13 protein-coding genes are annotated in these 13,330 nt (G+C 57.5%); 10 read left to right on the top strand and 3 right to left on the bottom strand.

Annotated features, from left to right (window positions below; genetic code table 11):
* Positions 1-39 precede the first annotated feature (39 nt).
* The gene (gene plsB / locus FFB58_RS12265; RefSeq protein ID WP_138370022.1) at positions 40-2,460 is read right to left on the bottom strand and encodes a glycerol-3-phosphate 1-O-acyltransferase PlsB; all 2,421 of its coding nucleotides are present in this window, start codon (positions 2,458-2,460) and stop codon (positions 40-42) included.
* Between the two features lie 155 nt (positions 2,461-2,615).
* On the opposite strand from plsB, the gene FFB58_RS12270 reads away from it, so the two are divergent.
* The 4 genes from FFB58_RS12270 (at position 2,616) to FFB58_RS12285 (ending at position 5,436) form a co-directional block, all read left to right on the top strand.
* Entirely contained in the window at positions 2,616-2,984 is a 369-nt protein-coding gene (locus FFB58_RS12270; RefSeq protein WP_138370023.1) for a diacylglycerol kinase, read from the top strand.
* 109 nt (positions 2,985-3,093) lie between these two features.
* Positions 3,094-3,702, top strand: coding sequence for a transcriptional repressor LexA (gene lexA, locus FFB58_RS12275; protein WP_039031933.1), 609 nt, complete (start codon positions 3,094-3,096; stop codon positions 3,700-3,702).
* A gap of 63 nt (positions 3,703-3,765) precedes the next feature.
* Entirely contained in the window at positions 3,766-5,085 is a 1,320-nt protein-coding gene (gene dinF / locus FFB58_RS12280) for an MATE family efflux transporter DinF (RefSeq protein WP_138370024.1), read from the top strand.
* A 141-nt stretch (positions 5,086-5,226) separates the two neighbouring features.
* Positions 5,227-5,436 (top strand): CsbD family protein, encoded by a 210-nt coding sequence (locus FFB58_RS12285; RefSeq protein WP_032615972.1) that lies wholly within the window; start codon positions 5,227-5,229, stop codon positions 5,434-5,436.
* Positions 5,437-5,504: 68 nt separating this feature from the next.
* Here the strand turns inward: FFB58_RS12285 and zur are convergent, their stop codons facing one another.
* Positions 5,505-6,020 (bottom strand): zinc uptake transcriptional repressor Zur, encoded by a 516-nt coding sequence (gene zur, locus FFB58_RS12290; protein ID WP_039031935.1) that lies wholly within the window; start codon positions 6,018-6,020, stop codon positions 5,505-5,507.
* Between the two features lie 114 nt (positions 6,021-6,134).
* On the opposite strand from zur, the gene FFB58_RS12295 reads away from it, so the two are divergent.
* The 4 genes from FFB58_RS12295 (at position 6,135) to pspG (ending at position 9,560) form a co-directional block, all read left to right on the top strand.
* Entirely contained in the window at positions 6,135-6,623 is a 489-nt protein-coding gene (locus tag FFB58_RS12295) for a cupin domain-containing protein (RefSeq protein ID WP_138370025.1), read from the top strand.
* Positions 6,624-6,788: 165 nt separating this feature from the next.
* Positions 6,789-8,099, top strand: a complete 1,311-nt coding sequence (locus FFB58_RS12300; protein WP_286172700.1) for a conjugal transfer protein TraF — start codon at positions 6,789-6,791, stop codon at positions 8,097-8,099.
* An 80-nt stretch (positions 8,100-8,179) separates the two neighbouring features.
* Complete coding sequence (gene dusA, locus FFB58_RS12305) at positions 8,180-9,175, top strand: tRNA dihydrouridine(20/20a) synthase DusA (RefSeq protein ID WP_039031938.1); 996 nt, start codon at positions 8,180-8,182, stop codon at positions 9,173-9,175.
* 142 nt (positions 9,176-9,317) lie between these two features.
* Positions 9,318-9,560 carry an envelope stress response protein PspG gene (gene pspG, locus FFB58_RS12310; protein WP_039031939.1) on the top strand — a complete coding sequence of 81 codons (243 nt, stop codon included), beginning with the start codon at positions 9,318-9,320 and terminating at the stop codon, positions 9,558-9,560.
* Between the two features lie 188 nt (positions 9,561-9,748).
* Here pspG and FFB58_RS12315 read toward each other — a convergent pair whose 3' ends face one another.
* Positions 9,749-10,732, bottom strand: coding sequence for a quinone oxidoreductase (locus FFB58_RS12315; protein ID WP_138370026.1), 984 nt, complete (start codon positions 10,730-10,732; stop codon positions 9,749-9,751).
* Positions 10,733-10,803: 71 nt separating this feature from the next.
* Here FFB58_RS12315 and dnaB point away from each other — a divergent pair, with 71 nt between their 5' ends.
* Positions 10,804-12,216: a replicative DNA helicase gene (gene dnaB, locus FFB58_RS12320; RefSeq protein WP_032615986.1), complete on the top strand. Its 1,413-nt coding sequence runs from the start codon at positions 10,804-10,806 to the stop codon at positions 12,214-12,216.
* Between the two features lie 31 nt (positions 12,217-12,247).
* Positions 12,248-13,327 (top strand): alanine racemase, encoded by a 1,080-nt coding sequence (gene alr, locus FFB58_RS12325; protein ID WP_138370027.1) that lies wholly within the window; start codon positions 12,248-12,250, stop codon positions 13,325-13,327.
* The last annotated feature ends 3 nt before the right edge of the window (positions 13,328-13,330 follow it).

The raw sequence follows: 13,330 nt of genomic DNA on the forward strand, positions 1-13,330 counted from the left end.
CCGGGTAAGGCGAAGCCGCCACCCGGCATTTTTTATGCACTACTCGCCCTGCGTCGCGCTCTCAATCGTTAAGCGCACATCGGAGGTAATCAGGTCCGCCAGCATCTGGTAAACCTTCATTGTCTCTTCCGGCTCGGCATCGCCGCTGTCACTGATATAACCCTCGTCACGCAGCGTCAACACCAGTGAACTGAAGACCGCTTTGTCGAAGAACTCCGGCGCGTTGATGCCGTGCAGCATCGACAGGCGCTGTGCCAGCGTGCGGCTCTCTTTCTCCAGCGTCCCGCGGTTGATCGACGGGTTGGCGCTCAGCAGCCAGAAGGTAATGGCGTAGCGCTGGACGGTTTCGCGTGCACCCGCTGCCAGCAGCTGCAGCGTACGTGAATGGGCCGTATTGATCACCAGCACGTCATCTTTCAGCGTTATCAGCCCCTGGCGAACCAGCTCTTCGATATGCTTATCCAGCACCTCTGCCAGCTCGTCGCTGTTCCAGCGCAGGAACAGTTCGGCTTTCAGCATCGGGTAGAGCGTCGTGACATTATCCAGCAGCGCCTGACGGGTGATCTGGCGATGCTGGGTTACGATGGCCGCCATCAGCGATGGCACCATCAGCATATGGGCGATGTTATTGCGGTAGTAGGTCATCAGTACCGCCTGCTCGCGCGGCAGAATGATGATATCGCCGATGGTGTCTTTCTCAACCTCGAACTTGTTCATCTGCAGGGCGTGATCGATGAGCTCGCTGGCGCTGGCGGTCGGTACCGTGGCGTCTGAGGCATAGGGCACGTTGCGCATCAGGTTCAGGTAGCAGTCGATCTGCTCGGTCAGCTGCTCGCGGGTGAGCGAACGCTGGCGCGAGGCAAGCAGGGCGGTACAGCACAGGTTCATGGCGTTGGCCGCCCCGGCGTTGTTAATCCGCACCATCAGATCGGCAGCAATGGCGTTAACCGTCGGTGTCAGCCAGGCCGGGCGCACCGCTTCGATGGGATCGATAGACTCGCGCCACTCCGGTACCCGGTTGTTAAGGTAGGTCATCAGCGGCATCGGTTCGCCGAAGTTTACATATCCCTGGCCGAGGTTACGCAGCTTGCTTAAGCCGCGCAGCATCTGCAGCAGGCTCTCTTTCTCTTTGGTAGCACCGCGCAGCTCTTTGGCGTAAGTGCCCACTTCCATCACGTGCTCGTAACCGATGTAAATCGGCACCAGGGTGATAGGGCGCGTGCCGCCGCGCAGCATCGCCTGAATGGTCATCGACAGGGTGCCGGTCTTCGGATCGAGCAGACGCCCGGTACGGGAACGGCCGCCCTCCACGAAGTACTCGACGGAATAGCCGCGGCTGAACAGCTCACCAAGGTATTCACGGAACACGGTGGAGTAGAGCTTGTTGCCTTTGAAGGTACGACGAATAAAGAACGCACCCAGACGACGGAAGATCGGGCCTGCTGGCCAGAAGTTGAGGTTAATGCCCGCCGCAATGTGCGGTGGCACCAGCCCCTGATGGTAGAGCACGTACGAGAGCAGCAGATAGTCCATGTGGCTGCGGTGGCAGGGCACGTAGACGATCTCATGGCCGTCGTGGGCCAGCTGGCGCACGCGCTCGGCGTTGTGCACGTTGATGCCCTGATAGAGACGGTTCCAGGTGAAGCTCAGGATACGGTCGCTCAGGCGGATCATCTCGTAGGAGAAGTTGGCGGCAATCTCTTCCATCAGGGCGATGGCGTTTTGCTGCGCCTTCTCATGGGAGATCTTTTTGCTGCGCGCTTCGTCTTCGACGGCACGGGCGATGGCTTTTGACGCCAGCAGTTTGTTAAACAGATCCTGGCGAGCAGGCAGGCGCGGGCCTACCGCGGCAAGACGCTGACGGGCAAAGTGCATACGCGCCACGCGGGCCAGCTTCTGGGCGATGGTTTTATCCGTACCGTGCTCATCGGCCATGCGGCGCAGTGAAACCGACGGTGAAAAACGGACAAAGCTGTCGCGGCCCAGCCAGTTGACGGCGAAAAACTTCTGTACCCCGTTAAGCATGCGCAACGGCGGGTTCTCTTCGCCTTTGTCGCGCCCCGGGCGACGGCCAAACATCACCGATACCGGCACCATCTGCACGTCCAGCAGCGGATTGCTGCGGTGCAGGTCGAGGTAGTCATGGAACAGCTTGATCGACTCTTCTTTCGGCGTGTACCAGGTGAAAACGCGAGGACCGCCGTGGATAAAGATGTAGCGTGGCAGCAGGGTGCCGTCGATCTCCAGCGGCTCCAGCGGATCCGGGAGATCGTGCGCCAGGCACTGGGCGCGCAGCGTCAGCAAGTCGGCCTTCGAGTTGTAAGGCAAAACGTACATAATAGGACGCGAGGTATCGAGTCCTAATTCCAGGGTTGGAACCGCCGGAATAGACTTGCTTTTTACCAGGACGCTTAATGGTAAATTAAGTAATTTGTAGTAAATTCGTGGCCAGCCAGACATAAACGATGTAAAGCCTCTGGTTAAAAATGCAATTGCGGCGCAAGGATAACAGAAAGCGCGCAAAATTTCTGTTGTTACCCGTCATACTTCCGGTGGCTGCGCCAGGCGCTTAAACCACCGTTTCTGACGCTATTTTCGAAGAAAGGTTTCTTTTAATGGCCAACAATACCACTGGGTTAACCCGAATTATTAAAGCTGCCGGCTATTCATGGAAAGGCATTCGTGCTGCCTGGATCAATGAAGCCGCTTTTCGCCAGGAGGGGATTGCTGTCATCGCGGCGATTATTATTGCCTGCTGGCTGGACGTTGATCCCATCACCCGCGTACTGCTGATTGGCTCGGTGATGTTGGTGATGATAGTCGAAATTCTGAACAGCGCGATCGAGGCGGTGGTCGATCGTATTGGTAGTGACTACCACGAGCTGTCGGGGCGGGCGAAAGACATGGGCTCCGCCGCTGTGCTGATGGCGATTATCGTTGCCCTGTTTACCTGGGTCACGCTGCTTTGGGGACATTTGCGATAAGCCTTCAGAAACCGAACAAGTCTCTGGTTTTTTATGCGGTTTGTGGTTCCAAAATCACCTTTAGCTGTATATACTCACAGCATAACTGTATATACACCCAGGGGGCGGAATGAAAGCGTTAACGACCAGGCAGCAAGAGGTGTTTGATCTCATTCGGGATCATATCGGCCAGACGGGAATGCCGCCGACGCGTGCAGAAATTGCGCAGCGTCTGGGCTTCCGTTCTCCAAACGCCGCTGAAGAGCACCTTAAAGCCCTGGCGCGTAAGGGTGTGCTTGAGATTGTGTCCGGCGCTTCGCGTGGTATCCGTCTGCTGGTTGAAGCAGAAGAGGGCCTGCCGCTCGTCGGTCGCGTCGCTGCGGGGGAACCGCTGCTGGCGCAACAGCATATTGAAGGCCACTATCAGGTCGATCCTGGCATGTTCAAACCGAGCGCGGACTTCTTGCTGCGCGTCAGCGGGATGTCCATGAAGGATATCGGGATTCTGGACGGCGATCTGCTGGCGGTGCATAAAACGCAGGACGTGCGCAACGGCCAGGTCGTTGTGGCGCGCATCGATGACGAAGTCACCGTTAAGCGCCTGAAGAAACAGGGCAACACGGTGCAGCTCCTGCCGGAAAACAACGAGTTTTCCCCGATTGTCGTCGATTTGCGTGAACATAACTTCTCCATCGAAGGGCTGGCGGTAGGCGTCATCCGAAACGGTGAATGGTTATAACGTCTTCCTGACAGACTGCGGCAACGCTGCAGTCTGCTTTTCCCGTCTCTCCCGGTCATACACATGTCTCTGCTGACTGCTTCAGACAAGGCGTTATGGCGTCTTGCCCTCCCGATGATCGTCTCCAATATCAGCGTCCCTCTGCTGGGGCTGGTGGACACTGCCGTCATCGGTCATCTGGATTCTCCTGTCTATCTTGGCGGTGTCGCCATCGGTGCGACGGCGACCAGCTTCCTGTTTATGCTGCTGCTCTTTTTGCGCATGAGCACCACCGGCCTCACTGCTCAGGCGTATGGCGCCAAAGATCCGCTGCGTCTGGCCCGGGCGCTGGTGCAGCCGCTGATCCTGGCTCTCGGTGCCGGGCTGCTGATTGTGCTGCTGCGCACGCCGCTTATCGACCTGGCGCTGCATATCGTAGGCGGCAGCGAGGATGTACTGCATCAGGCGCGACGCTTCCTTGAGATCCGCTGGCTCAGCGCCCCGGCATCGCTGGCGAATCTGGTGCTGCTCGGCTGGCTGCTGGGCGTGCAGTATGCCCGCGCGCCGGTGATCCTGCTGGTGGTGGGGAACCTGCTCAATATCGTGCTGGATCTGTGGCTGGTAATGGGGCTACAGATGAACGTCCAGGGCGCTGCCCTGGCGACCGCTATCGCCGAATACGCCACTTTGCTCATAGGCCTGTGGATGGTCTGGCGGGTACTGGCCCTGCGCGGTATTTCGCTGGCGCTGCTGAAAGCGAGCTGGCGCGGGAATATCCGCAAGCTGCTGGCCCTCAATCGCGACATCATGCTGCGCTCGCTGCTGCTACAACTCTGCTTCGGGGCGCTGACGGTGCTGGGCGCACGGCTGGGGCCGGAGATTATCGCCGTCAACGCTGTTCTGATGACGCTGTTGACCTTTACCGCCTACGCGCTGGATGGCTTTGCCTATGCGGTTGAGGCGCACTCCGGGCAGGCCTATGGCGCACGCGAAAGCGGCCAGCTGCGCGAGGTGTGGCGGGCAGCCTGCCGTCAGTCTGGTATGGTGGCGCTGGCCTTCGCCCTTGTCTATGCTCTGGCTGGCAACCAAATCGTTGCGCTGCTGACCTCTTTGCCCGAGCTGCGGGCGCTGGCGAGCCATTACCTTATCTGGCAGGTGGTTCTGCCGGTGGTGGGCGTCTGGTGCTATCTGCTGGATGGCATGTTTATCGGCGCAACCCGGGGAGCCGAGATGCGCAACAGCATGGCCGTCGCGGCCGCCGGATTTGGCCTCACGCTCTTTACCCTGCCGTGGCTCGGCAACCACGGCCTGTGGTTGGCGTTGAGCGTCTTCCTGGCCCTGCGGGGCCTGTCTCTGGCCTGGATCTGGCGGCGTCACTGGCGCAACGGCACCTGGTTTCAGTAGCGGCTTCGTCTGACGAAATGGTAAAAGATTCCGAATAACAAACCCAACGCCGCAGGCTTATCTATAATTATTATCACGTCCAGCACGAAATGAACTTCAGGACGAACTTAACCTTAACGACCGAACGAAGAGGAATCGATGATGAATAAAGACCAAGTCGGCGGTAACTGGAAGCAATTCAAAGGTAAAGTAAAAGAACAGTGGGGTGACCTGACTGACGATGACATGACCGTCATCGAAGGTAAACGTGACCAGCTGGTGGGTAAAATTCAGGAACGCTATGGATACGAGAAAGACCAGGCGGAGAAAGAAGTTGGTGACTGGGAAACCCGTAACAACTACCGCTGGTAATTAACTACTACCCGCAGGTACATGGATGTGCGCCCAGGGCGACCTTAAGGTCGCCCGTTTTTTTGTGCTCAGCGCGGCTTCTTTTTCAGCTGGATAGAGTGATCGTGTTGACAATTTTCCTGATGGCGGCAGGCCTCGACTTCAACGCAGTTGCGGCACAGGCCGTGCGCTTCAATCACATTATGGCGCAGGGCAAAGCCCATCTTCGCCGCCAGAGTATGCATAATATCTTCCACCCCTTCGGCACCTTCTTCCTTCACGCTGCCGCAGCGATCGCAGATAAACATCGCTGAGGTGTGGGTCGGCTGATCGAACAGGTGACACAGCACATAGCTGTTGGTCGATTCCACCTTATGCACAAAGCCCTGCTCAAGTAAAAAATCGAGCGCCCGATAAACGGTTGGAGGCTTCGCCTGCGGCTCGCTTTCGCGCAGCAGGTCGAGCAGATCGTAGGCGCTGATGGCCCCGTTCTGCAGGCTCAACAGACGCAACACTTCAAGGCGCTGCGGAGTCAGGCGCACATTGCGTTGCGCGCAGAGCTTTTCGGCTTGCGCTAACAGTGCCTGCATTGTGGTCGTTTCCATTTTGCACCTCGAATAACGTGGAATGAGAAACCCTCACTTTATCATGTTCTGGTCCAAACGCCGAGATCCACCGGGTATGCTATACCTGACGAAAACCCGCAGGAGAATAAAACCATGAAAAGACCTGACTGCATTCGACACTGGCGCGATGTCGAAGGCCCGGACAACTCCACCTATCCCGACAGTACAGAGCTTTTTTCCATTGGCGCGCCGCTGGCCCGCGCGCTGGGGCTCAGCCGTCTCGGTATCCACCACGAACGTCTGCCGCCGGGACGTCGCACCTCTTATCCGCATGCCGAAAGCGATGAAGAAGAATTTATCTTTGTACTGGAGGGTTATCCTGAAGCCTGGATCAACGGTTATTTATGGAAACTTGAACCGGGAGACAGCGTGGGATTTCCGGCCGGAACGGGCGTCTGCCACACCTTTATTAATAACACCACGGAAGAAGTGCGGTTATTAGTCGTGGGCGAAGCGAATAAAAAATATAACCGAATTTATTATCCGCTGAATGCGGTATATGCCGCTACCCGGGAAGATCGCTGGATAGATCATCCGCCACAATTTTTTGGTCCTCATGATGGAAAACCAGGGCGAAATTAATTTCTTGTTCTATAACTACTTAAAGCCATAAGGAAATCAACAGCTTAATCTAATACGAAAGTTTAAGATATATTCGGCTCCTAATACTTTTTTCACAGAGGACGTATTCCCCTGCGCGGCATATAGCCGCGGGGGTTAATTCACCCAAAATAAGTCAGGTGTCCTGTGAAAATAAAATTCAAACTTTCTGTGGCTGGAATTGCCACCACCTTTCTATTGGCTAATCAGGCTGGAGCAGCCAATACCTGGACGGAAGCACGTGGTGATGCAATGGGCGGGACAGGCGTTGCGTCGGCGCATTATAGCAGCGGGGTATTAATTAATCCGGCCCTGCTGGCAAAGTCGAAAGATGAGGATGATATTGCGGTTATTTTCCCCTCGGTGGGGGCGCAAATAAGCGATAAAGATAATTTGCAGGATAAGATCGACGAAATCAGCGATGAGATCAGCGACGATCGGCAGATGATCGACGATCTCACCGTGGCGGGGATCTTAGCCGATCCACAGGGAACGCTCAGGGAGCTGCAGGGGGCTGCAGGCAACCTGGCCGACCAGCTGGAGTTTCTCGAAGGTAAAACCGCCCACGCCAACGCAGGGGGTGGGATAGCCGTCAGTATACCGGGCTCGGGACTGTCGATGGCGTTTGTCGCCAAGGCCAATGCCCACGGGCGTGTCAGCTCGGAGATCGATCGGCAGGATATCGATTTTTTGCGCCGACTGCAGGGTAGCCCGGTGATGACTAACCAGATGGCGCTCGGGGCGGCGCGAAACGGCAGTGACGTGATTACCCGCAATCTTAACTCTGTCGCCATGGGCCGGGGGGCTATCGTCTCCGACTACGGTGTGGCAATCGCCCGTCAGTTTGAATTCAACGACCTGCCGGTTTCGGTGGGCGTGACGCCAAAGCTGCAGCAAACCTGGCTCTGGAACTACACCACCTCCATTTATACCTACGACAGCAGCGACTTTAGCAGCAGCCGCTACCGTAATGACGATACCAGCTTTAACGTCGATGTCGGCGTCGCGGTGGACTTCGGTGAAAACTGGACGGTGGGCCTGAGCGGGCAAAACCTCTTCTCGCGTGATATCGATACCAAAGACATCCGCATTCTCAACGGTCGTACCGGGCAAGAGGTGAGCTATCAGGACACCTACCAGATCCGCCCTCTGGTTACGGCTGGCGTGGCCTGGCACACCGGGCTGCTCACCCTCAGCGCCGATGGCGATCTGACCGAAACCAAAGGCTTCAAAAGTGAAGATAATGCCCAGTACGTCGGCGTGGGGGTGGAAATCACCCCGCTGGGCTGGCTGGCGGTGCGCGGCGGCTTTCGCGCTGACGTGAGGGGCAACGACAGTAACGTCTTTACCGGCGGTTTAGGCTTTGCGCCCTTTAATACGGTCCATATCGATCTGACCGGCATTTACGGCGAAGACGAAACCTGGGGCGCCGGGGCGCAGTTCAGCATGACTTTCTGATGGGATCCGGAGGCGCTCTGCCTCCGGCGAATATGTGCTATAGTAGCGCCCCATTTTCACCAGATGCTTAAAACTTCGCCATGTCGTCAGAAAACTCGTCCATCTACCCAGCCCACCGTTTTTCCATCGCGCCGATGCTCGACTGGACAGACAGACATTGCCGCTACTTCCTGCGCCAGCTGTCGCGCCACACCCTGCTCTATACCGAGATGGTGACCACCGGGGCAATTATTCATGGCAAGGGCGACTATCTCGCCTACAGCGAAGAGGAGCATCCGGTGGCGTTGCAGCTGGGCGGCAGCGATCCGGCCGCGCTGGCGCACTGCGCGAAGCTGGCAGAGGAGCGGGGTTACGACGAGATCAACCTCAACGTCGGCTGTCCTTCCGACCGCGTGCAGAACGGCATGTTTGGCGCCTGCCTGATGGGCAATGCGCAGCTGGTGGCCGACTGCGTGAAAGCGATGCGCGACGTGGTCTCCATTCCGGTGACGGTCAAAACCCGTATCGGTATCGACGACCAGGACAGCTACGAGTTTCTCTGTGATTTCATCGGCACGGTGGCCGGCAAGGGCGAGTGCGAGATGTTTATCATTCATGCCCGTAAAGCCTGGCTCTCTGGCCTGAGCCCGAAAGAGAACCGTGAGATCCCGCCTCTGGACTACCCCCGCGTCTATCAGCTGAAGCGTGATTTCCCGCAGCTGACGATGTCCATCAACGGCGGCATCAAGTCGCTGGAAGAGGCAAAAGCGCACCTGCAGCATATGGATGGCGTGATGGTGGGCCGTGAGGCGTACCAGAATCCGGGCGTGCTGGCGGCGGTGGACCGTGAAATCTTTGGTATGGATGTTGCCGATCGCGATCCGGTGGCGGTGGTACGGGCGATGTACCCTTACATCGAGCGCGAGCTGAGCAACGGAACCTATCTGGGCCATATCACCCGCCATATGCTGGGCCTGTTCCAGGGTATACCGGGCGCGCGCCAGTGGCGACGTTACCTGAGTGAAAATGCCCATAAAGCGGGTGCCGATATCGAGGTGCTGGAGCAGGCGCTGCGTCTGGTGGCAGACAAGCGATAATTTTCACTAAAACCTGGTCAAATTCACCACGCCCGGCGCCGCATCGCCGGGCGTTTTGCTTTCATATCAATATCTTATTTTTGGCATGGATCTTGTAATGGCCATAGCAGCGTAACGTTGTGATGCATTTGGGGAGAGAGCCATGCTGGAACTACTTTTTGTGATTGGATTTTTTGTCATGCTGTTGGCAACCGGCGTCTCGCTGTTAGGGATCATTGCCGCACTGGTGGTCGCCACCGTGGTGATGTTTATCGGGGGATTGTTTGCCCTGATGCTGAAACTGTTGCCGTGGTTGCTGCTGGCAGTGGCGGTAGTGTGGGCGATACGGGCGATTAAATCGCCAAAACTCCCACGCTATCAGCGCAATAACCGTTTTCGTTACTAAGGTATTGAGCGGTTCGTCACATCCTTGCAACTTTTACGGCAGCATTCCTTAGAACAGAATAGGATTTAGTTATCGAATCTGTCACTATGACCGCCGTTAAAGAATTCATCGAGCTGTACCCTACATACAGCCGAACAAAAAAAGAAAAGAAAAAGAAAAGGGCTTCCCACGGGAAGCCCAATTTCTTATTAGGGGATCAGTAAACTCGACCCCTGCGTCGCCCGGCTCTCCAGCACTTCATGCGCGCGTTGCGCATCACTCAGCGGATACTTCTGCGCCTCTGCCACATCCACCTTAATTACCCCGCTGGCAATCAGCGAGAACAGCTCGTTGCTGGCCTCAACCAGTTCGTCGTGGTTGGTGATGTAGCCCTGCAGCGAAGGGCGGGTGGCGAACAGCGAACCCTTCTGGTTCAGAATGCCCAGGTTCACCCCGGTCACCGGGCCGGAGGCGTTGCCGAAGCTGACCATCAGCCCGCGGCGTTGCAGACAGTCCAGCGAGGCTTCCCAGGTGTCTTTCCCCACCGAGTCATACACCACGCGCACCTTCTTGCCGCCGGTGATCTCTTTCACGCGTTCGACAATGCTCTCTTCGCGGTAGTTAATCACCTGCCAGGCACCCGCCTGCAGCGCCCGCTGGGCCTTTTGCGCATTGCCGACCGTACCGATCAGTTTTGCCCCCAGCGCTTTTGCCCACTGGCAGGCGATGAGGCCCACACCACCGGCGGCGGCGTGGAACAGGAACTGTTCGTCAGGTTTGATCTCATAGGTTTTGCGCAGCAGGTAGAAGACCGTCAGCCCCTTCAGGAAGGAGGCAGCAGCCTGCTCATACGAGATGGCGCCGGGGAGGATCGCGGCTTTGTCTGCCGGGACGTTGTGAACGGAGCTGTAGGCCCCGAGAGCCGATTGCGCATACACCACGCGATCGCCCTCTTTAATATGTTTTACCGCGCTGCCGACTTTAACCACCACGCCCGCCGCCTCGGTGCCCAGACCGCTTGGCAGAGCAGGGGGCGGATAGAGCCCGCTGCGGATGTAGGTGTCGATATAGTTAATACCAATGGCTTTGTTTTCGACCTGGATTTCGTTCTCACCAGGCGCGGCAGGCGTGAACTCTACTGCCCTGAGAACGTCCGGGCCGCCGTGCTTATGAAATTCAATACGCGTTGCCATGCTCCCTCCATTAGAATTAGAAAATATGGTAATCTTTCGACCCACTCTCTATCTCGGTAACTCCATTCACTATGGCAGGAAACAAACCCTTCAACAAACAGACTGAACCCCGCGAACGCGATCCGCAGTTAGCCGGGTTAAAGGTCCCGCCGCACTCGATTGAAGCGGAACAGTCGGTGTTGGGCGGTTTAATGCTGGATAATGAGCGCTGGGACGACGTCGCCGAGCGCGTGGTCACCGACGATTTCTATACCCGTCCGCACCGCCATATCTTTACCGAAATGGCGCGACTGCAGGAATCCGGCAGCCCCATCGACCTGATCACGCTCGCGGAATCGCTGGAGCGTCAGGGACAGCTTGAATCAGTCGGCGGTTTTGCCTATCTGGCTGAGCTGTCGAAAAACACGCCAAGTGCGGCGAACATCAGCGCCTATGCCGATATCGTGCGCGAACGTGCGGTCGTGCGCGACATGATCTCCGTTGCCAACGAAATCGCCGAAGCCGGTTTCGATCCCCAGGGCCGAAACAGCGATGAACTGCTCGACCTGGCCGAGTCCCGGGTGTTTAAAATCGCCGAAAGCCGTGCCAATAAGGACGAAGGGCCGAAAAACATCGCCGAAGTGCTGGACGCCACCGTCTCGCGTATTGAGCAGCTTTTCCAGCAACCGCACGACGGCGTGACCGGGGTTAACACCGGCTATGACGATCTGAATAAAAAGACCGCCGGCTTGCAGCCGTCGGACCTGATTATCGTCGCCGCGCGTCCGTCGATGGGTAAAACGACATTTGCGATGAACCTCGTCGAAAACGCGGCGATGTTGCAGGATAAACCGGTTCTCATCTTTAGTCTGGAGATGCCCTCCGAGCAGATCATGATGCGTTCTCTGGCCTCGCTGTCGCGCGTGGACCAGACCCGGATCCGTACCGGCCAGCTGGACGACGAAGACTGGGCGCGGATCTCCGGCACCATGGGCATTCTGCTGGAAAAACGGAACATCTATATCGATGACTCCTCCGGCCTGACGCCAACGGAAGTGCGCTCCCGCGCGCGCCGTATTGCCCGTGAACATGGCGGCATTGGCCTTATCATGATCGACTACCTTCAGCTGATGCGCGTCCCGTCACTCTCTGACAACCGTACGCTGGAGATCGCCGAAATCTCCCGCTCGCTGAAAGCGCTGGCGAAAGAGCTGCAGGTACCGGTCGTGGCACTGTCGCAGCTTAACCGCTCCCTGGAACAGCGCGCCGACAAGCGTCCGGTCAACTCCGACCTGCGTGAATCCGGCTCCATCGAGCAGGATGCCGACTTGATCATGTTCATCTACCGTGACGAGGTTTATCACGAGAACAGCGACCTGAAAGGTATCGCGGAAATTATTATCGGTAAGCAGCGTAACGGCCCAATCGGTACGGTGCGTCTGACCTTTAACGGACAGTGGTCGCGCTTTGATAATTATGCGGGCCCGCAGTACGACGACGAATAACTCTCTGACATTCTTTTAACAAGGAATTGCAATGCAAGCGGCAACTGTAGTCATTAACCGCCGCGCTCTGCGTCACAACCTGCAACGCCTGCGTGAACTGGCTCCCGCCAGCAAACTGGTTGCAGTCGTGAAAGCGAACGCTTACGGACACGGTCTCATCGAGACCGCGCGAACGCTCCCCGATGCCGACGCCTTTGGCGTCGCCCGTCTCGAAGAAGCCCTGCGCCTGCGCGAAGGGGGAATCACCCAGCCGATCCTGCTGCTCGAAGGCTTCTTTAATGCCGCCGATCTGCCGACCATTGCAGCGCAACAGCTGCATACCGCCGTGCACAATATGGAGCAGCTCGAGGCGCTGGAAAACGCCGCGCTCAGCGAGCCCGTTACCGTGTGGATGAAGCTCGACACCGGCATGCACCGTCTGGGCGTGCGCCCGGAGCAGGCTGAGGCGTTTTATCAGCGCTTGAGCCAGTGCAAAAACGTTCGCCAGCCGGTCAATATCGTCAGCCATTTTGCCCGCGCCGATGAGCCCGAATGCGGGGCCACCGAGCAGCAGCTCGATATCTTCAACACCTTCTGCGAAGGCAAGCCGGGGATGCGCTCTATCGCGGCATCCGGCGGCATTTTGCTCTGGCCGCAGTCCCATTTCGACTGGGCGCGTCCGGGCATTATTCTCTATGGCGTCTCGCCGCTGGAGGGGAAACCCTGGGGGCCTGATTTCGGTTTTCAGCCAGTGATGTCGCTCACCTCCAGCCTGATTGCGGTGCGCGAGCATAAAGCCGGGGAACCGGTCGGCTACGGCGGAACCTGGAGCAGCGAGCGCGACACCCGTCTGGGCGTGGTGGCGATGGGCTACGGCGACGGCTACCCGCGCGCGGCGCCATCCGGTACCCCGGTACTGGTGAATGGCCGTGAAGTTACCATCGTTGGGCGCGTGGCGATGGACATGATCTGCGTTGACCTCGGGCCAGAGGCGCAGGAGAAAGCGGGCGATCCGGTGACCCTGTGGGGCGAAGGTTTACCCGTCGAGCGGATCGCAGAAATCACAAAAGTAAGTGCTTACGAACTTATCACGCGACTGACGTCGCGGGTCGCGATGCACTATCTCGACTGATGG

This window comes from Enterobacter sp. MF024 (genome assembly GCF_005843915.1).
GTDB lineage: Bacteria > Pseudomonadota > Gammaproteobacteria > Enterobacterales > Enterobacteriaceae > Enterobacter > Enterobacter barmai.